22 protein-coding genes are annotated in these 20,054 nt (G+C 39.3%); 16 read left to right on the top strand and 6 right to left on the bottom strand.

Annotation, left to right across the window (positions count from 1 at the left end):
* Positions 1-113: 113 nt before the first annotated feature.
* On the bottom strand, positions 114-602 hold the full coding sequence (locus OU683_RS00765) for a CIA30 family protein (protein ID WP_268134171.1): 489 nt from the start codon (positions 600-602) through the stop codon (positions 114-116).
* A 393-nt stretch (positions 603-995) separates the two neighbouring features.
* Between OU683_RS00765 and OU683_RS00760 the strand changes: the two genes are divergently transcribed.
* The 4 genes from OU683_RS00760 to OU683_RS00745 all read left to right on the top strand — a co-directional run bounded on the left by OU683_RS00760 (position 996) and on the right by OU683_RS00745 (position 5,075).
* Complete coding sequence (locus tag OU683_RS00760) at positions 996-1,526, top strand: hypothetical protein (RefSeq protein WP_268134169.1); 531 nt, start codon at positions 996-998, stop codon at positions 1,524-1,526.
* 210 nt (positions 1,527-1,736) lie between these two features.
* Positions 1,737-2,960 (top strand): MFS transporter, encoded by a 1,224-nt coding sequence (locus OU683_RS00755; RefSeq protein WP_442800845.1) that lies wholly within the window; start codon positions 1,737-1,739, stop codon positions 2,958-2,960.
* Positions 2,961-3,166: 206 nt separating this feature from the next.
* On the top strand, positions 3,167-4,033 hold the full coding sequence (locus tag OU683_RS00750; RefSeq protein WP_268134165.1) for an RluA family pseudouridine synthase: 867 nt from the start codon (positions 3,167-3,169) through the stop codon (positions 4,031-4,033).
* Positions 4,034-4,253: 220 nt separating this feature from the next.
* Complete coding sequence (locus OU683_RS00745) at positions 4,254-5,075, top strand: sulfurtransferase (protein WP_268134163.1); 822 nt, start codon at positions 4,254-4,256, stop codon at positions 5,073-5,075.
* On the opposite strand, the gene OU683_RS00740 is transcribed toward OU683_RS00745, so the two are convergent.
* Positions 5,072-5,983, bottom strand: coding sequence for a DMT family transporter (locus tag OU683_RS00740; protein ID WP_268134161.1), 912 nt, complete (start codon positions 5,981-5,983; stop codon positions 5,072-5,074). The genes OU683_RS00745 and OU683_RS00740 overlap by 4 nt on opposite strands.
* Before the next feature lie 216 nt (positions 5,984-6,199).
* Between OU683_RS00740 and OU683_RS00735 the strand changes: the two genes are divergently transcribed.
* Complete coding sequence (locus OU683_RS00735) at positions 6,200-6,976, top strand: sulfite exporter TauE/SafE family protein (protein ID WP_268134159.1); 777 nt, start codon at positions 6,200-6,202, stop codon at positions 6,974-6,976.
* Positions 6,977-6,982: 6 nt separating this feature from the next.
* Here OU683_RS00735 and OU683_RS00730 read toward each other — a convergent pair whose 3' ends face one another.
* Positions 6,983-7,486 (bottom strand): RidA family protein, encoded by a 504-nt coding sequence (locus OU683_RS00730; protein WP_268134157.1) that lies wholly within the window; start codon positions 7,484-7,486, stop codon positions 6,983-6,985.
* 569 nt (positions 7,487-8,055) lie between these two features.
* On the opposite strand from OU683_RS00730, the gene OU683_RS00725 reads away from it, so the two are divergent.
* The 11 genes from OU683_RS00725 to OU683_RS00675 all read left to right on the top strand — a co-directional run bounded on the left by OU683_RS00725 (position 8,056) and on the right by OU683_RS00675 (position 17,528).
* On the top strand, positions 8,056-10,143 hold the full coding sequence (locus OU683_RS00725) for an AAA family ATPase (RefSeq protein ID WP_268134155.1): 2,088 nt from the start codon (positions 8,056-8,058) through the stop codon (positions 10,141-10,143).
* A 156-nt stretch (positions 10,144-10,299) separates the two neighbouring features.
* Entirely contained in the window at positions 10,300-10,884 is a 585-nt protein-coding gene (locus OU683_RS00720) for a hypothetical protein (protein ID WP_268134153.1), read from the top strand.
* A gap of 167 nt (positions 10,885-11,051) precedes the next feature.
* The gene (locus tag OU683_RS00715; RefSeq protein ID WP_268134152.1) at positions 11,052-12,110 is read left to right on the top strand and encodes a serine hydrolase domain-containing protein; all 1,059 of its coding nucleotides are present in this window, start codon (positions 11,052-11,054) and stop codon (positions 12,108-12,110) included.
* Positions 12,111-12,579: 469 nt separating this feature from the next.
* Positions 12,580-13,203, top strand: coding sequence for a class I SAM-dependent methyltransferase (locus OU683_RS00710; protein ID WP_268134151.1), 624 nt, complete (start codon positions 12,580-12,582; stop codon positions 13,201-13,203).
* On the top strand, positions 13,200-14,132 hold the full coding sequence (locus OU683_RS00705; RefSeq protein WP_268134150.1) for a ketopantoate reductase family protein: 933 nt from the start codon (positions 13,200-13,202) through the stop codon (positions 14,130-14,132). Before OU683_RS00710 ends, OU683_RS00705 begins: the two co-directional genes overlap by 4 nt.
* A 298-nt stretch (positions 14,133-14,430) precedes the next feature.
* The gene (locus tag OU683_RS00700) at positions 14,431-14,994 is read left to right on the top strand and encodes a hypothetical protein (protein ID WP_268134148.1); all 564 of its coding nucleotides are present in this window, start codon (positions 14,431-14,433) and stop codon (positions 14,992-14,994) included.
* Between the two features lie 28 nt (positions 14,995-15,022).
* Positions 15,023-15,481, top strand: coding sequence for a hypothetical protein (locus tag OU683_RS00695; protein ID WP_268134146.1), 459 nt, complete (start codon positions 15,023-15,025; stop codon positions 15,479-15,481).
* Between the two features lie 108 nt (positions 15,482-15,589).
* Positions 15,590-16,171: a helix-turn-helix domain-containing protein gene (locus tag OU683_RS00690; protein ID WP_268134144.1), complete on the top strand. Its 582-nt coding sequence runs from the start codon at positions 15,590-15,592 to the stop codon at positions 16,169-16,171.
* A 78-nt stretch (positions 16,172-16,249) separates the two neighbouring features.
* The gene (locus OU683_RS00685; RefSeq protein WP_268134142.1) at positions 16,250-16,732 is read left to right on the top strand and encodes a DUF423 domain-containing protein; all 483 of its coding nucleotides are present in this window, start codon (positions 16,250-16,252) and stop codon (positions 16,730-16,732) included.
* A gap of 91 nt (positions 16,733-16,823) precedes the next feature.
* Positions 16,824-17,198, top strand: coding sequence for a hypothetical protein (locus OU683_RS00680; RefSeq protein WP_268134141.1), 375 nt, complete (start codon positions 16,824-16,826; stop codon positions 17,196-17,198).
* A 138-nt stretch (positions 17,199-17,336) separates the two neighbouring features.
* Positions 17,337-17,528, top strand: a complete 192-nt coding sequence (locus tag OU683_RS00675; protein WP_268134139.1) for a hypothetical protein — start codon at positions 17,337-17,339, stop codon at positions 17,526-17,528.
* Between the two features lie 2 nt (positions 17,529-17,530).
* On the opposite strand, the gene OU683_RS00670 is transcribed toward OU683_RS00675, so the two are convergent.
* From OU683_RS00670 to OU683_RS00660, 3 genes are all read right to left on the bottom strand, one after another.
* Positions 17,531-18,679, bottom strand: a complete 1,149-nt coding sequence (locus tag OU683_RS00670) for an erythromycin esterase family protein (RefSeq protein WP_268134137.1) — start codon at positions 18,677-18,679, stop codon at positions 17,531-17,533.
* 132 nt (positions 18,680-18,811) lie between these two features.
* Complete coding sequence (locus OU683_RS00665; RefSeq protein WP_268134135.1) at positions 18,812-19,168, bottom strand: DUF1508 domain-containing protein; 357 nt, start codon at positions 19,166-19,168, stop codon at positions 18,812-18,814.
* 304 nt (positions 19,169-19,472) lie between these two features.
* The gene (locus OU683_RS00660; protein ID WP_268134133.1) at positions 19,473-20,009 is read right to left on the bottom strand and encodes a hypothetical protein; all 537 of its coding nucleotides are present in this window, start codon (positions 20,007-20,009) and stop codon (positions 19,473-19,475) included.
* Between the last annotated feature and the right edge of the window lie 45 nt (positions 20,010-20,054).

Below are 20,054 nucleotides of genomic sequence, written 5' to 3'. Positions count from 1 at the left end.
TTCTTAAAATTTCAAAAGCCTCTTCTACGGAAGGGGCTTTTTTATTGAAATAAATTTATTCTTCAAATTTTATTTATTGACCTGAAAATTTCTGCTGCAAAGAATAAAAAAATTTACCTCAGCTCTATCCTGTCGATCACAAGTTTAAATTTCTCCTTCTTTTTGTTGCCGATCAAAAAGGCAATCTCTTCAAGATGATCATTAGAAAAATTGGGCATATCTAATTTTCTCCCTCTAAAAGTGGGATACATGTTCTTTAGCTCAATTTCTATTTCCTCCCATTCTCCCGAAGTTGAAAACGGAGCTACATATAAATAGTCATCCCCCGTTTCGCCTTTGATCCTGAACTGGTATTCCTTACCATCCCCTCTTAATTTTATAACGATCTTAGAGTAATCCTTTACCTCAATTCTTCCTGTCTTGTAACGCACAGAGGAGAAGCCTCCATTGTTCTCAAGGGAGATCTCCCCTCCAAAAACTCCGTGACCTTCATCGTTGAGACGAATTTTGCCCGAGGATCGTCCTCCCATCACAACATCATCGACGATCATCCAATCCCGGATGTTAGATTCCTTATTAAAATCAAATATGAGCTGTGCCATCACTGAGGAATTTAAGACCACACAAATAAATAAAACTTTCACCATCCCTTATCATTTTTCATTATTAATTCTTAATCTACAATTGAAGAAAGTGTAACATTTTAAACCAATTGGTTACCAATATATAAACAGGTTCAAAATGGAAAAAAAAGACAAAAATTCTAAAAACCGGAAATTTACACTTGCGACTGCTATTTTATTATTCGCAATTTATATTCTGGTCAAAAAAGCTGAAATCGGGTTCTTTGAGATCTAAAGCTGAAACTTCATTAAAAAAATAAATAACCTGTGGATCGGGAAGATTGATCAAAAATCCGGCTATTTATTGTAGATACTAATATTGAATAAGAACAAAATACCCACTCCCCGGGAGGTATTAATCACCTTGTGAAAATGAATAAAATATTAAAGTTCCCTGTATTGTTTTTAACTGCAGTTTTATTGTTTGGATGCTCTTCAAATGACAGTGACGAGGAGTGTATGAAAACCATTACAATTCCTCAATTTTATTACGTTAACGGTCAGTCTTACAGCTATAATACTACCCAGGAAGTTACCTGTGATACTCCCGAACCAACAAAGTCTAAAGAAATTGACCCCCCTAAATTAGAAGGTTTTTCCTATGAAGTTTTAAAATTCGAATTCACACCAGATACGGGAAGCAATACCTCAAAGCTGGAATTTGAAATTAAGCTTACTAATCCTAAAAATTACGCTGTTACCGGAGTACCTGTCCTTACTGTTAATATTGACGGTCTCCAGACATCCGGTAGTTTTTCTCAAAACGCTTCGATCCCCTGTTATGAAATCGCTGCCAATTCCAGTTGTATCTTAACTTATAACCAGGCGGAGTCCCGGGATGTTGTAATTATCGACTCATATGAACTGGTAGATGTGAACTATTATATAATTAAGAATAACTAAAAAACCTTTCAGGCATTTTAGTCCGCTGCCCTAAAATCCCTCTCAAAAAGGACATTTTTGAGAGGGATTTATAAAGTTAGGAAGTAACCAAAATTTCCACTTTAGACGTCTCTACTCTTAGGGGCTTTTTTTTGCTCATAGAATTTCTTCTTCTCTCCCTGAAAACCAATCCATTTTTAATTTAATTTCAGCCTTTTATTCTCAACAATGTTGCAGCGACTATTTAGGGCTTATGTAGGATCCTTTAGCGACCTGAGGCGGGAGGTGTGGCTCCTGGCCTTCATCACCTTCATCAACAGGGCGGGCACAATGGTGATCCCTTTCCTTTCGCTGTATTTGACCAAAAACAGGGGCTTTTCTCTTGAAGAAGTAGGTTGGATCCTAACCTTCTTTGGACTGGGATCTGTTGCCGGCTCCTGGCTGGGCGGGAAACTGGTGGACAGGATTGGCCATTACAAAACCATGGCTTTAAGCCTGCTCATTTCGGGGGTGTTTTTCATCTTTTTGCAGTTTCCCTCTACCTTCTGGGGGATTTGCGCCGGGATTTTTATCGTGATGCTGGTAGCCGATGCCTTTAGACCCGCAGTTTTTGTCGCTATCAATGCCTACAGCAAACCCCAGAACAGAACCCGGTCCATAACCCTCATAAGGCTCGCGATCAACCTTGGTTTTTCTGCAGGGCCCGCCGTGGGCGGATTGATCATTGCGACTTCCGGTTACAGCGGACTCTTCTGGGTAGACGGGATCACGTGTATGCTGGCAGGAATTCTTCTGCTAAAATTGCTCCACCCAAAGAAAGCTGTGGAAAACCCAAAGGAGATCATAAGCATCCCAAAGTCCATGATGAAAGACAAAGCTTACCTGGTCTTTATAGCCGCCATGATCTTATTCGGGTTTGTTTTCCTTCAGTATTTTTCGACCATGCCTCTATATTATGCACGGGTACATTTTTTAAGTGAATCCCACATAGGCCTGCTCCTGGGATTAAATGGTTTCCTCATCTTCCTGTTTGAAATGCCGCTCATCAAGTACCTGGAATCAAAAGTGCGCTCCACCTTATTTCATGTCATTGGGGGAACCATCCTTGTCTCCATAAGCTTCCTCCTTATCAACCTAACAGGATGGGTGGGGATCCTGCTGGTGGGTATGATCTTTTTGACTCTGGGGGAAATGATCGCATTTCCTTTCTCCAACAGCTTTGCTCTTAAAAGAGCCGAAGGCGGAAAACAGGGTTCTTATATGGCCATGTATAGCATAGCCTTCTCCATAGGGCATATTTTTGGACATAACTCTGGCATGCAATTGATCGACAAATTTGGATATACCCTCACCTGGAACGTGATGATCCTGCTTTCCCTGGTTGCCTGTGGCCTGCTCATGTACGTAATGTTCCTGGTAAAAAAGGAAACTAATGCTCAGGTTATTGAGGCTTAAAATTTCCTGACGCCGGAGTCCGGATTACCCTTCAAAAATGCCATTTTTGGGCTGTCTTAAAAGCCGGGATATCGTCATTCTGAATTTTTATTTCAGGATCATTTTGCCTTTAAACCTGAATGATATGAAATCCCTCCTTATGCCCGAAAAATAGGAAAGCTCTATTCAATGTCTTAATTTTAATCCGCGTTTTTGACCATCTACCCGTGCAAATTATCCAGACCCATCAAGTTCCTTTAGCAATCACGCCCATGCGGCTGCAGGAATACGGGGTTGGGATCTTTAGTACCATTCCCACCAGGTCAGGATTAAAAAAGGCTTTAAAAAAGGAATATATCACGGTTAATGGGGAAGTAGCAAGTACAGCTACTTTTATCACCGGCGGGGAGACGATTACATTAATTCTTCCAGGGGAAACAGCAACCGGGAAAAAACTCATTTTTCCGCTGCGGGTGCTATTTGAAGACGAACACCTGGCGCTGGTGCATAAACCTGCAGGTATTGTGGTGAGCGGCAACAGTTTTAAGACCCTGGCCAATGCCCTGCCCCAAAACCTGAAGCGTAGTGAATTAATTGATGCTACCACTCCCCAACCCGTTCACAGGCTGGACCTTGCCACTACCGGTATCCTGCTGGCGGGAAAGACCCGTGCCGCGATTCGCGCCCTCAATAAACTCTTTGAGGACAAAGAAGTGGAGAAGATCTATTATGCCTTGTGCATTGGCAAAATGGAAGCTTGCGGCAATATTACCGAAGATGTGGACGGCAAAAGCTCATTTACAGAATACAAGGTACTGGAATGGGTAGCTTCAGGAAGATTTCGCCGACTCAACCTTGTGGAGTTACGTCCAAAAACCGGAAGGCGGCACCAGTTGCGCAAACATTTGGCGGGCCTGGGAAATCCCATTTTAGGAGATAAGGAGTATGGGTGCGAAAACCTTATTCTTAAAGGCAAAGGTCTGTACCTGCACGCCGGCAGCCTAAAATTCACACATCCTTTCACCGGGGAAACCCTTCACATACAGGACGGGCTGCCTAAGAAGTTTAGAAAAATATTTCCGCAGCCGGAATAAGGATAAAAAAATGAACCCGAAAAAGTGTAGATATGATCGCCCATCAAGTGTACAGGCACTGCCAACAATATTGAAAAAATAAAGGCAGCTAACTCCTATTCTCCCCCAACATTAGTATTGTCTAAAAATTGTAATTTAGAAACAGGGAAAGAACATTCTTGAAGCCAACAAGTATCCATCACTACTCCCGCAACTTATTCCAGGTCGTAAAAAATTTTATATGAACAGTCCCATATTAAGCGCTGCACAATTGCACCGGAAGTTCGACAACCCCGATCTCATCATTCTTGATTGCAGCCCCCAGTCCAACCTGTCGGGGCTCAAACCTGAATTTGAAAACACGGTCATTAAAAACGCCAGGTATTTTGATATTGAAGAAGATTTTAGTGACCTCACTTCGGGTCTCCCTCACACGCTTCCGTCACCCGAACAGTTTCAGGAAAACTGCAGAAAGCTTGGCATTGATGATTCCAGTGAGATCGTGGTCTATGACAACCTCGGTATTTATACGAGTCCGCGGGTATGGTGGATGTTCAGGGCGATGGGGCACGAGAAGATCGCGGTTCTTAACGGCGGACTCTCAGCATGGGTAAAGGCAGGATTCCCAACCCAAACAGAACATGATACTGCAAAAAAGAGAGGCAATTTTACTGCGCACTTTCAGCCGGAGCTGGTTTCCGATATTGATTTTGTAAAACAGAACCTCACCAAAAAAGAGGCGCTGATCATTGACGCCAGAAGCCGCGAAAGATTTAACGGAACTGTCCCCGAACCCCGGGAAGGAGTAAGAAGGGGGAATATACCGGGTTCTGTCAATATTCCTTTCGAGGAAGTGCTTGAGAACGGAAAGTTCAAAGAAAAAGAAGCGTTGAGATCTGTTTTTAAAGAGGTAAATGACCCGTCGAAGGAACTGGTTTTTAGTTGTGGCTCGGGAGTCACGGCCTGTATCCTGTTTTTGGCAGGTGAACTGGTACTTGATCAAAAGAAATCGGTTTATGACGGTTCCTGGGCCGAATGGGGCAGCCGGGAGGAGAACAGTTAAGAAATTTCTTCAGGTTTTGGGATTTTCCTTTTTCCGAAGGCTATGAGCAGTAAACCCAGGATAGTGATAAGACCTCCAATAATGGTGATCATATCGGGAAACCGGCCAAAGTAGAGATAGGCGCCAAAGAGGACAAATAATCCTTTCGTGCTGCTAATAATTGCCTTTTGCGATAAGGGAATGTATTGCAGGGCGAGATAGCCGGCGATCACCGTTAAAAATGGTCCCAGGGAAGCCCCGATAAAGATATTGAGCAGAGGTTTAAAGGGTATTGTTAGAGATTCTTCCGAAGAGACCAGTGCCATTATTGAAAATACCAGGAGAAAAAAACTGCGGTTGGTCGTTAGGATAACTGGATTGATGTTCCTGATGTTCTTTTTTATAATGACCGCGCTAATAGCTGCAAAGGCAGCATAATACAGCACATATTGCGTTCCATCGATAAACATATCTTTTAAAGCCGTCTCTCCTTTATAGCTTATGATAAAGGCACCGGCTATGGCAAACAGCATACCCACTAATTCCTGCCGGTTGAAGCGCTCCCTGAGCAGGAAAAAACTGAGCGTGATGACAAAAACCGGGGATACATTGCCAATAAAAGAAGTGACCGCCGGGTTAGAAATGGTATGAATGGCTTTGAAGAAGAAATAGGTCCCCACGACTTCTATCACTCCAAGGACCGCCAGGATACTTAAATTCCTTTTGGCAAATTCTTTTATGGACCGGTAGGTTCTTTGGGTACAGCCATATAAAAATATCCACGTTAGCCCGATGCTGAACCAATACACCCCAAACTGCGGCATGCTTACCTCCATAAGGGCCGCCTTGCTGAAGATGTAAACATTGGAAACAGCGATTACAGAAACAAACGCCAGTAAAACACCTTTTAGTTCATCGGATATTTTCACAACATAAAGTTAGCATCTTGCCTTTGAGACGTTTGCAACAATTGTTACTCAAAAAGGAAGGAATTTCCCGACCCCGATTTGCAGAGGCAAAGCAGCCTGTTTGAAGTTTCTTCTGTCGAAGAGGCTTATTTATTTCACCTGAAAATTTAATATTCCAATTACATTAGCAGAAGATCTGCTCCATAAATTGCAGCAGAATTAGAATGAGCTAAACCTATGCTGGAATACTTTATCATTTGCCTGTTCGCCCTGCTGGCATCGGGGCTCACTTTCTTTTCCGGGTTTGGGCTGGGCACCATTCTTTTACCGGTTTTTGCATTGTTCTTCCCGCTCGACATCTCCATAGCCCTGGTGGCCATAGTGCATTTCCTGAACAATCTTTTCAAGCTTAGCCTCATTGGCAGAAAGGCCGATAAAAAGGTCGTTCTAAAGTTCGGAATTCCGGCCATTATCGCTGCCTTTGCCGGGGCATACCTGCTTACCATACTTTCTGAAACCGAAGCATTAACAAGCTATAACCTGGCAGGAAAGACCTTTTTTATCACCCCGTTAAAACTAATCATTGCTTTATTGTTATTCGTTTTTGCGCTTTTTGATATAGTCCCGAAACTGATGAAGCTGAATTTCGATCCCAAGTACCTGCCCCTGGGCGGAGTCCTGAGTGGCTTCTTCGGCGGACTCTCGGGACACCAGGGGGCGTTGCGGACTGCCTTCCTCATAAGGGCAGGATTATCGAAGGAAGTCTTTATTGGCACCGGAATTATGATTTCTGTCTTTATCGACATCTCCCGGCTCACGGTGTATGCTGAAGATATTCTGAAAATAAGATCTGAAATTGATTATTCCCTGCTTATTGCAGCTACTTTGTCGGCTTTTGTTGGGGCAGCGGTTGGCAACAGGATCCTGAAGAAAATTACAATTGAAACCCTTCACCGGGCGGTTGGCATCATGCTGCTCCTGTTCTCTGTACTGCTGGCAGCAGGAATAGTTTAGTTAGAATTATTCGCTTTCTTCCTTTAGCTCCACCACCACTTCGATCTCCACGGCGATGTTGGAAGGCAAACTTACATGGCCCACGGCGGCCCGGGCGTGTTTCCCCCGCTCCCCGAAAACTTCGAACATGAGGTCAGAAAACCCGTTGATCACCTGCGGCTGCTCATAGAAATCTGGAGTAGAGTTCACCATGCCCCGCACTTTCACGAACTGTTTGATCCTGTCCAGATCTCCCGTGACTGCTTTAAGAGTGGCAAGGATCCTGATGCCGGTATTTCGTGCCGCAGCATATCCTTCTTCGGTGCTGAGATCCTTCCCTAAAGTGCCTTTTTCGGGGCTGCCTTCCCCGGCCAAATACAGCAGGTCCCCCACCTGTCTCCACTTCACGAAATTGGCCGAGGGTTGCCGTACTTCGGGTAATTCAATACCCATTTTTGCAATGCGTTCCTCGGGCGTCTGCGCCCACACCGGGGCGGCAAAAAGAATGATTAAAAAAAGTAACTTTTTCATAAGAAAGTTTTGGAACAAAAAGATAAGAAAAAAGGACATTCCCGAGACCTTTTGGAGTTTGGAAATTGGTGGTTGTAATTTTCTCAAAAGGTCCCCGCAGACCACGCAGATCTTCCCAGAACTATTCTCCCATCTCTAATTAACCAATCCCCGAATTAACCAATCTCCAATTAACCAATCCCTAATTACCAATCCCCAATTAACCATTTTGGAATTTGGAATTTGGTGCCTGGAATTTCCTGTGAATTGGTGCTTTGAATTTGGAATTTTCTCAAAAGCTTTCCCGCAGATCACACAGATCTTCGCAGAACAATTATTCTCCAATCCCAAATTAACCAATCCCCAATTAACCATTCCCCAATTAACCATTTTGGAATTTGGAATTTGGTGCTTGGAATTTTACAGCCTTGTAAGAATTAACATTATATTAGCAGGAAGATCCTGCTCCTTCTTCCCTACCGCTGTTGCAGATCAAAACCTGTCTCTATCCCGCCGCTGGGGATGATAAAGACAAGTGAAATATTACATATAAGACGTTGTGGCCAATACTAATCGAAATTTGAGAATTAATGAAATTTAGAAAACTTCAAATTGAAAATTTTAAAGCAATTGAATTAGTAACGATTGAATCCCTTGGGGATTTAGTTTTAATAGCAGGACAAAATGGAGTTGGAAAATCTTGTATATTCGATTGTATAAGATTATTTAAATCCAATTATGGTAGTTACAACCAAGATGAAATTAACAACTTTTACAATGAATTTCAAGTAAGAATAGGGAATCAATTTAATGCGGATAAGCTATTTAGAGATAAGGAAAAGCCAATTATAATAAGTGCTACTATAATGCTTGCGGAAAGTGAGATGGAATTTCTAAAACAGAATGGAAAAAAGTTACTCCAACGATTACTTTGGAGGCTTTACACCAAAAACCCGAATTATGATCCAACAATAGATGATCTTTCAGGTTCGGCAGCATCTAATCAAAGAATGTACGGTCAAAAAGTAGAATTGGAATCTGATAAGTACATGACTGAATTTGATAAACTAATTCAAAAAAATGAGTTTGATGGGCAAGTGAAAATTTTTTCGGACAATACTCAAGAGGTTCGAGGAAATATAATACTAGAGCTTTTGTTTCACACCTTTAGTCCAGAAGAACTAGGCATAATAGATTATCATGGTGCACACCGAACTTATCAAAAAGAGCATTTACAGAACTTAAATCTAAATTTTGGTAATTCAAATGAAAATTATCAAAACCATGCATTATACAATTATACGAACAAGTATAATAATGTAAAAACCGAGATGGCATCCAGCTATGTAAAGGCTTTAATTGCTAAAGAAAGTGGAGCAACTGATCAAGCTATTTCAGATCTCAATAATTCATTAAGTTATCTGTTTACAAATTTTTTTCCTGGTAAAAACTTTCACGGAATGGTACCAAATTCTAATGGATCCTTAGAGTTTCCAGTTGAAATTAAAACTGGTGAAAAACATGATATATCAGATTTGAGTTCTGGTGAAAAGGAAGTATTATTTGGTTATTTAAGATTGAGAAATCAAGCTCCAAAAAATTCTGTGATTCTCATCGATGAACCGGAATTGCATTTGAACCCTAAGCTAGCTAAGAAACTTCCCGAATTTTACTATCAAACAATAGGAAAAGAATTAGGCAATCAAATTTGGTTAGTTACTCATTCAGATGCAATCCTTAAAGAAGTTGCAGGCAATACAGATTACAGCATTTACCATATGTCTGAATCTTTAAATGATGGGAATAATCAATTAAGAAAAATATCATTAGAAAATGATGCTGAAGCTGCATTAATAGATTTGATTGGAGAATTTTCCTCTTATGATCAGGGAAATAAAATTGTAATATTTGAGGGTGAAGATTCAGAATTTGACAAAAATATGACTAATGCACTGTTTCCAGAATTTGAGAATAACACAAATTCGATATCAGCTGGTAGTAAAACAAATGTATCTAATCTCCAAAATGTTCTGAAAATAGCAGCAGATGAAGGAATAATTCCTAAAAGGTTTATTTCTATAGTTGACAAAGATTCAAGTAAAATAATAGATGATATTGAAACGCTTGAATTTTCGTGGGACTCATACCACATTGAAAATTACCTTTTAGATGAAAGGTATATTAATAAAGTATTAATTGATTTAGGGGTAAAAGATGAAAATCTCGATACAGAGGATAAAATTTTAAATTTATTGAAAGAATGTGCCAAAGCAAATTTAAAATTCCATATCCAACATGAGTTAAAACAATTTGTAACATCGGAACTTAATTATTCTGTAACAACTAAAATTGATACTAATAATTCCCTTAATGAAGAGTATTATAAAGCAGTTGAAAAAACAATTTCTGAAATAGAATCAAAAAAGAATAATTCGTTGAGCCAAAAGGAATTGTGTAAAAAAGAAAAATTGATTTCTAATAAATTCAGTAATGCCTTAAAAGATAATACGTGGAAATCAATATTTAATGGTAGAAATATTTTAAAATGTTTTACCAAAAAATTAAATATCATTCGATACGAGCAGTTTCGTAATCTTATTATTTCAAAGATGAAAAACGAAAGTTACAAACCAGAAGGAATGAAAAAGGTTATCGATCAAATTTTAAATATAGAATAGTACTGGCCACAACATCCGTTCATAGCAAATAACGATTCTCATCGAAAAAGTGTAATTTTAGTTACCAGGAAATAAAATTATAAAACATACAAGTCCGCGTCCCTATTCCCGAAACTTGCAATCGTAACTGTTGATATTCATTAAAAAACAGATACCATGAAATTAGCAAAAGCACTTTGGTCTTTAGGTTCACTTCTGGTTAACGTAACCATTATTATTTACATCGTATTATCTAGTAGAGCACCGGCAAATTTGGAAGTTAGATTTGCCTATATCAATGAGAAATGGGGAATATATAGCGCTCATTGGAAAATAGAATTCCTGCTCATGACAATGATCGCTGTAGGTGCGTTTTATTTTGCGATCAAAAGCAAAAAAATTAGTTGGTCTCTTATTACTGTTGGACAGATAATTTTATTAATGATCTATCCTTTGATGTTAGGTGGCTATTATAACACGCCAGTTGACCTGGCAGTAATGGTAAATCAAATTGCAATAATAGTTTTTGTGTTCGCAAACATTATCTTTTTAAGAGGTCTATTGGTGCTGTACCTCAAGGATGATTTACTAAAACCCTGGCTAAGATATACGGCAGTTGTTTTTGCAGGTATTGAAGTGTTGGTTCTTCTTTTAGTATTTGCTGATGCTATAAGTTGGAAACAGGCAATGGTAGCCGCACCTTTAATTAATCTTCTGTACCTGATTAATGCATATTATGGCATTAAATTAAAAATTGAATAACCGACATGCCAACAAACATCTGAGTTCAAAAGCTAAGATTATCCCGCCTAATTTCGCCCGCAGATCTCCCCGCAGGCCTTATTGTTTTTACCGGCTGTAAAACTGCACATGACCTATTTTTAATTAAATTACTTCAGGCAATCTATATCGATCAAAAAATGAACATCATGAAAAAAATTCTTTTTTGCGGTTTTTTCTTTATCGCTATCAGCTTAACAGCTCAGGAGTTCCAGACAGAAAAAATGGACAGCTTATTTTTTTTGTTAGAAAAACATGACAAAGCGATGGGCAGCCTATCGGTCTATTCCAAGGGGGAAAGGGTATATCAAAAATCAATTGGCTACGCCAATGTAGATGACAAAATAAAAGCAACAGATACAACACAATACAGGATTGGATCCGTTTCTAAAATCTTTACCGCTACTCTTGTGATGCAGTTAATTGAAGAAGGTAAATTGTCTTTAGAAACAAAGTTGTCTGAATTTTACCCCGAATTACCGAACTCAGATCAAATAACAATAGAGCAACTCCTGAGACATGAAAGTGGACTTTTTGATATTATAAAATCTCCGGATTTTAAAGAATGGATGGTAGAAAAAAGAAGCAAAGACGAATTATTGTCCAAAATCAAACAAAACGGCAGCATATTCTCTCCGGGGGAAAAAAGGGAATATTCCAATACCAATTATATAATCCTGACTTTTATTCTCGAGGATATTGAAAATGAAGATTTCGCTGATATTCTTGAAAAGCGCATCCTTAAGCCACTCCAGTTAAATAATACTTACTACGGCGGAAAAAATCCTGAAATTTCCGAATCAAGTTCCTACGAAAAAAAAGAAAATGCCTGGGAAAAACCTTCACATATTCACCTAAGCATTCCTCGGGGAGCCGGAGGGATCATCTCAACTCCTGATGATCTGAATAAGTTTATTAACGGCCTTTTTGAGGGGAAATTAGTAAATGAAAATTCCCTTGAGACGATGAAAAAAGAACCTGGAATTGGAATGACCGCTATTCCTGTGTTCAGGGAAGAAGAAATGATTGGCCACATGGGAGGTATGGACGCATTTCAATCTCTTCTCGTTTACATGCCTAAACAAGACATGACTTTTGCATATTCCTTTAATGGGATTGACTATTCCTATAAGGAAATTGTGATGGGAATCTTCAATATTTTATTAAACAAGGAATATGATCTACCACAATTGGAATCTTTAGATTAACGGAATAAAAGGTGAAGCCTGTTCCACTATGGTAATGAATATGCCAGAAAAAAACGGATTCGATCTGTTGGAACTTTTAGTGGTAGAGGTGGATTTCCTCAACAATTAAAACTATAAGGATTTCCTTAGCAGTGAAGCAGGACCGCAGAAAGTTACGGGAACTATTCACGGGCGCTTCTTTAATAATGCCTTTCATAAATGGCATTTTTGAAGCCTCTTTTTTTGAAATGGCTTTTTACTTCTTCATAAAAATAGTTGCCTCCCTCCTCCAGGTAGTTTTAACTGATTTTTGCCTTTTCCTCACGATAAGAAAAGCCTGTTAAAAAATGTCATTTTTGACTACCTTTAAAAGACAGGGATTAATCTGTATCCCTTAGCTTAAAATCTGGCCATAGGGAAAGTTGTGGGCAACTTCAAACCGGGAAAGTTCGAGAGTTTGGAATGCCTTTACTACAAAATTAATCTGTTTATGACTGAATTTTGGGAAGCGGCATTTAGAAGTAATGATACAATGTGGGGAGAGCACCCTACTGATAATGCACAGACTGTACTTGGTTTAATGCAGAAGCATGACATCAAGAGCGTGTTAATTCCGGGGTTTGGATATGGAAGAAATGCAAGGGTGTTTTACGATGAAGGATTTGAAGTAACCGGAATTGAAATTTCTAAAACAGCTATTGAAAGGGCCCGGAAGTACTTTGGAAGTGATGTCATCATACACCATGGTTCTGTAACTGATATGCCATTTGATAAATCCACGTATCACTCCATCTACTGTTATTCCCTCCTTCATCTTTTGAATAAAGCCGATAGAAAGAAATTCATAGACGCCTGTTTTTCCCAATTAAAGCAGAATGGTATAATGGTTTTTGTGGCATTATCTATAAATGATAAGCGGTTTGGAATAGGAGAAAAATTAGGAAAGGACACCTTCCATTCGCCCCAGGGGTTAAACCTTTACTTCTATGATGATGCAGCCATTAAAGATGAGTTTGGTCCTTACAACATTATTGAAGCCAAAGAAATCAATGAACCTGAAGAAAATCCAACTGAAAAACACTGGATGATAATTTGTGAGAAAAGCCAGTTATGAAGAGGCGCATTTTAATATTTGGTGCCGGGGTCATAGGTTCAACATATGGCGGATTGATGGCCGCATCCGGACAAAAGGTAACCCTCCTGGCCCGAAATAAGCGGTTAAAGGAATTGACCAATAATGGATTGTTACTTCAGAAGGATGAACAGGAGAAAGTTCAAAAAATTCCGGTTAAAATTATTTCCGAATTAAAACCGGAAGACACCTATGATTTTGTATTCGTAACACTTAGAAAAGATCAGGTTCGGGAATCCCTTCCTGTATTGAAAAAGAATAAATCCAGGAATTTTGTTTTCATGGTGAATAATCCATCAGGTTATGATGAATGGACTAAAGCACTGGGACAGGACAGAGTTATTGCTGGTTTTCCGGGTTCGGGTGGGAAAATTGAGCATGGCATTGTCTTCTATAGAATTGTTTCAGGATTGATCCAACCTACTACAATAGGTGAATTGAACGGAAGGATTAGTGTACGAATTAAGGAGTTGAAATCGATATTAGAAAATGCAGGATTTAAAGTATCTATTTCAAACAACATGGATGCATGGCAAAAAACTCATGTTGCATTGGTAGGCCCGTTAGGTGATGTGATCTACTTTGATGGTGGCAACAATTACTCGGTCGCAAGAAATTCGGCGGCCATCAAGCTTATGAACAAAGCACTGAAAGAAAACTTCAGGTTCTTGAAAAACTCGGGAATAGGTATAGTTCCCCGAAAACTGAATTTCATACAAATAATGCCATTGTGGATCTTGAATATTACCATGAAGTATGTATTCAATACAAAATGGGCAGAAACAGTAATTAGCAACCATGCATTAAATGCCAGAAATGAAATGAAGGTAATTAGCAATGATTTTATTGCATTGGCTAAAGAGAAAGGATATCATTTAAAGGAATTTAAAAAACTGGTTGAAAAAATTTAAACCCCCCTCCGGGATAGCTAATGAAGATCTCCGGAAGCTTATAGGGAGTTTAAGTCTGATAAAGCATACATACCTACAAAAAGCCTGACTTGTGAAAAATGACATTTTTGAAGCCTTTTCTTCTTAAAAGTGGCTTCTATGGTTTTCCGTAAAGTCTGTTAATATTTTTAACTATATTCGTCACCGGGTCTTCTATCTTTCCCTACCTCCTGAAGATCTGCATTTTAAAATCTGCCCGTTTTTCTCTGTCCTAAATGGATACGGAGATCAAATGCCGGGCACTAACTCTTTTTTATTGATGAAAAATTTTTTCCTGTCCCTTGTCTTCTGTGCTATTCCTTTTTTTGCTCATTCCCAAAATGCCAGTGTAGAGCAATCCACCTACGGTATCCAGAGTGGAATTTTGGGCCTCTGGTTTCATAATGAGGCTGCCCTTTCTGAGGAGATCGCGCTGAGAAGTGAACTTGGCTTTGACACCGGATTATTTGCCGGCAGTTATTATGACAACGTTGGCTTTTTACTGGCTCCGGTGATAAGCCTTGAGCCACGATGGTACTACAACCTCAACAAGAGACAGAGAAAATCCAGAAGAACAGACGGGAACAGCGGCAACTTCCTCTCTTTAAAAACCAGCTATCACCCCGACTGGTTTGTAATTTCAAATTACGACAATATTAGTGTTGCCAGTGACATTTCCATTGTGCCAACCTGGGGAATAAGGAGACATCTGGGCGACCATTTTACGTACGAAACAGGAATTGGATTTGGGTACCAGTACTACCTCACCGGCAGTTCAGACTTTTTTGAGAATAAACATGACGCTGCCATCAATCTACATTTGAGGATTGGCTACAGGTTTTAATCAATATTAAAAAATAAAAAGAACATCCATGAAAAGATCAGCACTTTTTATTCTCATTCTTTCATTGCCGCTATTATCCGCATCCTGTAGTAATGAACTTGATTATAGTGAAAGTTGGATAGAGTATGCCACTTTTGATGACTATGGCCACAATAATAAGCAGGAAGTAACAGGAGACACTATATTCGCCTCTTTCACCACTCCTGAAAAACCCCTGATCCTACAGATTAGAACTCAATCCAACGATGGTAATCCGCCCAGGTTCTTCAGGACAATCGATGAGGGAGAGAGAATAGAGATCACCAATGAAGTTCCCATGGGAGGATTCTACCAGCATGACAATGGCGCTACCAGGCATGTGAAGGATATTGACATCATGATCCCTTCAAACCTTTTTTCTGCAGGACAAATCCTAAAGTATGAAACCATTATTGGTACCCACACCGGCAATCTCTCAAAAGAAGTAATTGTGCAGATAGAGCCTTAGAGCCTTTATTTTAACTAATCTGACACTTATGACGGTAAAATGTCGTAGCAAAGACGCAACACTTTGATTGCTTCACAGAATACTTTTGCTCTACACAAAATCATAGAAATGAAAGATCAAAAAATATCTAAAAGAGTAAAAGAACTTAGAAAACAAAACGGCCTGACGCAGGAACTGCTGGCAGAAAATTCCGGCCTCAGTTTAAGGACAATTCAACGGGTTGAAAACAATGAGACTGTTCCCCGGGGAGATTCTTTAAAAAGATTAGCTCGTGCCCTGGAAACCACCCCCGATGAAATAATCGACTGGCAGGTAACTGAAGATAAAGGATATCTCACTCTAATGTGTTTGTCTGCCATGGGATTTCTATTCTTTCCGATCCTGGGGGTAATTATTCCCCTCATTTTCTGGATTCTTAAAAAGGACAAATTAAAAAAGGTGAATGAACTCGGTAAATCCATTATGAACTTCGAGATCACCTGGTGCATTATTTTTTTCTCTTGTTTTATTCTGATGTTCTTCGGCTTTTTTAGCGGGCTTACCACGCTAAGTCCAGGAAGCATTCTACTGTTCTATATTCCGCTAATAATTCTATATTTCTACAATTTTGCAGTAATTCTTATCAACAGCATAAGGATCTATAAGGAACAAAAATCCAGATTCGTACCGGCATTCCGGATCTTTAAATAGTTGAAAGGAATCTCGACAAACTTGTTAGAACTATTACTAAACCTCTCTCTGCCAGTAGACAAACCCTAAAATAATAACATGAAAGCATGGAATTTTCAAGTAAAAAATGATCCTAAAGAGGTCAGCAGAAGATTAGAATCATCCCTTGGTGGGACTAAAGGATTTGTATTTAAAGTGAATTCTGATAAAAAGGAAGCGGTGAAATTTAAGATCCGGAAAAGGATGCTTCTGGGATTTGAAATAAATATTCAAAATAATCTTATTGTAAACGGAAAATTATTCACTGCAGATCCTCAGAACAAGACTGATGTAAAAATTGATTTCAGGTTACACCCGTTATCAAAAGTACTGCTTTACGGCCATCTTATTTTAGGATTAGGCCTGTTAAGCGGGATGGTCCTGGAGTATAGTTCTGATACATATATGTGGATAATAGGAGGAATTTTATTAGCAACAGGGGTCTTTATCGGACTACATTTAAAGAAGGAGTTTGAGAGGCAAGTTCAGGAATATAAGACTTTGATCTCCGGAATATTAGAATTAGCGCCTGCTGAAGCCTGAGGCCGACAGAAAATGATTGGGCTCAGCAGCCAGTACTGTATTTAAACAAAACTTCGATAAACAACTTTCAGAAATATCTAAACCTCAAATTTTGACCGAACAAAAAACAGCAGGAAAACAAAAAACCCTTAGCAGCATATTGATCTGGTTACCTTCACTGGTAATCACTCTTTACTATATTCCAAACGCTCTGGATAAATTACTCAATCCATATCAAACCGGAAAAATCGTAGAAAGTGCTGTTGTGATGATCATCGCCGGCACTTTTCTGTTAGTTGGAACCGGGCTGTTCTTATACAGAAAAACCATTTTGATAGGCACTTCCATGCTGGTTTTATATATGATTTTCATTGTTCTGATCCATATGTATAAAGGAAAACCATCTGAGGTCGTGATCCTAATTCTTATGGCGACCATTTTCGCTTCATACATAAGACAGCCGCATTTATTTTCTCAAAAACCATAATTACAGAAGAATTTAATTATCGAAACCGAAAAGGGCCGGGAAGAGATCACTCTTGATCTAACCAGTGAAAAAGTTCAGGTTCTCGAAAATGGTTTCTTTATAGTCCTGGAGAGGATCTATCAGGAGGAATACAGGCAGATGAACAGAAATTATGAAGAGGGGAAATCCATTAAATACATATACCAACCGCAGCTGGGAATGGTGAAAGAAGGTGACGGGGATCTGCTTTGGTGGTACTATGGAGGAAGCTGGAAATCTCCCGAAGACCTAAAGCGAATTATGTCATTCCCGATGAAAGATCTTGCCGTGAATGTGGTCCTCAGCAATTAATATTATTTTAGAGGGATGTATTCAGCCAGCTCTCCATCTTCTATAAAAACAATTGCATCGAAATGCCGGAGCCACTCCGTTTTTAAATGCCTTTTCCCGGCACTCCATAATTTGGCATAATAAGGTGAACCCGCTAACTCTGGATATTTGCTTCTAATCTCTTTGGTGTCCATAAAGTAGTCCTTATGAATATCTGGCAGGTAGTGCAGGAGATTCTTCCGGGATTTTCTTTTTCTCTCGATCTTTTTCGTCTTCCGGTAAGGCATTTTTATTGAAGCGAAGGCGATGTGGTAAGAGTTATCGGGATTGGCCTTTAAAAATTCAACTCCCATAGTTTTCTCTCCCATGTATTCACTATCTGTCCTTGCAATATGTGCATTAGCCGCCCAGACTATAAATTTTTTATCGGGATATTTATTTGCGAAAAAGCTGAGGTTTTCAGCCATCTGCCGGTCTCTTTCAGCAATTGACAATTTTATATTCTTTGACCTGTAGACAATAGAGGAACTTTTTAAATTTTTGATAGCCTGTAGCCAGAAGTTATTCTTGTGAAGGTTTGGATGAGTGAGTATCTTTTCAGTTTCATCATCAAAATAAAGCAGATCCTCAGGAGCAATGAGATCATTAGCCTTGAATTCAGATTTTAGGATCTGGCGCACAATGGATATATATCTACTGCTGAAATCTATTCCTTCAATTTCCAGAAACTTCTCCAGGTCGCCCGGAAAGGATTTTTTGGAATAAGAAGAATGAAATCTGTTATCTACACCCCAAATGCTAACCCTATGCTCTTCTAGAAACTTAAAAAGTTCCTGACATTGTTCAGCCTGAGACCAGATAGCATAGAGATGGGACTGGTGATGTTCATTATAGAGCGCATAAAAATCTGATTCAAAGATGATATTTTCAAAACCTTCCTCCTTCACCAGATATTTGACAAAATCTGTTTTCTTTCTTAGATCTGCTCCAGATCTGTGAAAAGATTCTCCCAAAAACACAAACTGCTTGTTGTCAATATTCCTGGAAATAATATTCTTTACCTTTTCAGAAAGGATGCTTGAAGAGTCCGATAATTCATAAACATGATCTTCTATTTGAGCTGATAAAATACCTGGAAATAGCACCACTAAAAGAAAAAATAGTTTCTTCATTTCAATATTTAAGATTGTAAATATGAGATAAATTTTAAATTTTCTTCCTTACCGGATTCCTAAGTTAAACCAGACCTCTTTCAGAAAAACCATTAATGGCTAACAAAATTGTTAGTTGTAAATTGTTAATGATCATTCCTCAACTTCGGCAAAAACATCATCACTAATTGAAAAGTCAAGGGTTTCAGCATCGGTTCCATATTTTAGGAACTGGTCGATCCCTTTTTGCAGCATAAGTTCTGTAGAGAATTTACGGCTGGTGGCGAGAACGAATCCGCCGCGGGTGATCCTGAAGAAATATTTCCCCGAGCCTGTCCTGGCTTTTCTAAAAGTGAAAGAATCAAGATCATTTTGAATGGTCTCTATGATCTTCTCACAATCAGATTTCTCCCTGCAGGAGATACTGGTAAAGATGGTCTTTCCCTTGCGGGAGGCAAAAGTGAACTTGTAATTTCCATTATCTCTTTTACTTATCACAAATGCGCTCATAGGTTTCCTCTGGTTTTTCGAAACTTCAAATCTAAAAAAACAGGAGAGGGAAGCAACTCATAAATTTAAAAGTTATTAAGACAATAAGCACCAAATTACAAGAAGGTTGATTGGAGATTGGTTAATTAGAGATTAGTTAATTAGTGATTGGAGAAGGGGTGTTCGCCGAAGACCAATGTCATCTAAAGAAATTTCACAACAGGGATACAGATGGCGCGGATTTGTAATCCGTGCCGATAAAGCAGATCTATAAAAACCAAAAAGCCGGCGAATTGCCGGCTTTTTAATTATTTATTTTCAAAGTCTACTTATTTCCACCTTTACTTATGATACCACGGTTCTTTTTTTGTAATTCTATCTCCCGCCTGTCTGCTTTTTTAGCCTGCTCCCGGTGCCATTCGGCCGCTTTCAAAGCTTTTTCCCTGTTCCATTCGGCTTTGTCTTTTTGAAGCTCCCTTTCCCGTTCTGCCGCCTCTTTTGCAAGTTCACGGTAATACTCAGCCTCTTCTTTTGCACGTTCCCGTTCAAATTCATTGTCGCGTTTGCGCATTTCCCTGGCTCTTTCTTCAGCTTCTTTCGCTCTCTTGCGGTAGAATTCGGCATCGGCTTTGGCCATTTCACGGTAGGCTTCGGCTGCATCTTTTCTTTCTTCGCGGTACAATTTTGCTAATTCCCTTTCACGTTCCCGGTGCCATTTAGCTTCCTCCCTTGCTCTCTTGCGGTATAATTTTTCAAGGGCCTTATCGTCTTTTCTGGCTTCTTTAGCCATTTCCTTGCGTTCCCTGAACTCCGCCTTGTTTTCTTTGTTCTTATTCTGCGCAAATGCCGAAAATCCTGACATCAGAAAAAATACTCCTGCAATTAATATGGTTTAGTTTTTCATGAT

Origin of the sequence: Salinimicrobium sp. TH3 (genome assembly GCF_026676115.1) — a bacterium.
Classification (GTDB): Bacteria; Bacteroidota; Bacteroidia; order Flavobacteriales; family Flavobacteriaceae; genus Salinimicrobium.
This window is presented reverse-complemented; position numbering and strand designations above follow the sequence as displayed.

Coding starts and splice junctions, on each gene's coding strand:
- OU683_RS00730 (WP_268134157.1), bottom strand. CDS start 7,486: ATGAAAAAGTTACTTTTTTTAATCATTCTTTTTGCCGCCCCGGTGTGG.
- OU683_RS00670 (WP_268134137.1), bottom strand. CDS start 18,679: ATGAAGAAACTATTTTTTCTTTTAGTGGTGCTATTTCCAGGTATTTTA.
- OU683_RS00720 (WP_268134153.1), top strand. CDS start 10,300: ATGAAATTAGCAAAAGCACTTTGGTCTTTAGGTTCACTTCTGGTTAAC.
- OU683_RS00715 (WP_268134152.1), top strand. CDS start 11,052: ATGAAAAAAATTCTTTTTTGCGGTTTTTTCTTTATCGCTATCAGCTTA.
- OU683_RS00695 (WP_268134146.1), top strand. CDS start 15,023: ATGAAAAGATCAGCACTTTTTATTCTCATTCTTTCATTGCCGCTATTA.
- OU683_RS00735 (WP_268134159.1), top strand. CDS start 6,200: ATGCTGGAATACTTTATCATTTGCCTGTTCGCCCTGCTGGCATCGGGG.
- OU683_RS00725 (WP_268134155.1), top strand. CDS start 8,056: ATGAAATTTAGAAAACTTCAAATTGAAAATTTTAAAGCAATTGAATTA.
- OU683_RS00765 (WP_268134171.1), bottom strand. CDS start 602: ATGGCACAGCTCATATTTGATTTTAATAAGGAATCTAACATCCGGGAT.
- OU683_RS00760 (WP_268134169.1), top strand. CDS start 996: ATGAATAAAATATTAAAGTTCCCTGTATTGTTTTTAACTGCAGTTTTA.
- OU683_RS00710 (WP_268134151.1), top strand. CDS start 12,580: ATGACTGAATTTTGGGAAGCGGCATTTAGAAGTAATGATACAATGTGG.
- OU683_RS00685 (WP_268134142.1), top strand. CDS start 16,250: ATGAAAGCATGGAATTTTCAAGTAAAAAATGATCCTAAAGAGGTCAGC.
- OU683_RS00665 (WP_268134135.1), bottom strand. CDS start 19,168: ATGAGCGCATTTGTGATAAGTAAAAGAGATAATGGAAATTACAAGTTC.
- OU683_RS00745 (WP_268134163.1), top strand. CDS start 4,254: ATGAACAGTCCCATATTAAGCGCTGCACAATTGCACCGGAAGTTCGAC.
- OU683_RS00690 (WP_268134144.1), top strand. CDS start 15,590: ATGAAAGATCAAAAAATATCTAAAAGAGTAAAAGAACTTAGAAAACAA.
- OU683_RS00675 (WP_268134139.1), top strand. CDS start 17,337: ATGAACAGAAATTATGAAGAGGGGAAATCCATTAAATACATATACCAA.
- OU683_RS00705 (WP_268134150.1), top strand. CDS start 13,200: ATGAAGAGGCGCATTTTAATATTTGGTGCCGGGGTCATAGGTTCAACA.
- OU683_RS00660 (WP_268134133.1), bottom strand. CDS start 20,009: ATGTCAGGATTTTCGGCATTTGCGCAGAATAAGAACAAAGAAAACAAG.
- OU683_RS00700 (WP_268134148.1), top strand. CDS start 14,431: ATGAAAAATTTTTTCCTGTCCCTTGTCTTCTGTGCTATTCCTTTTTTT.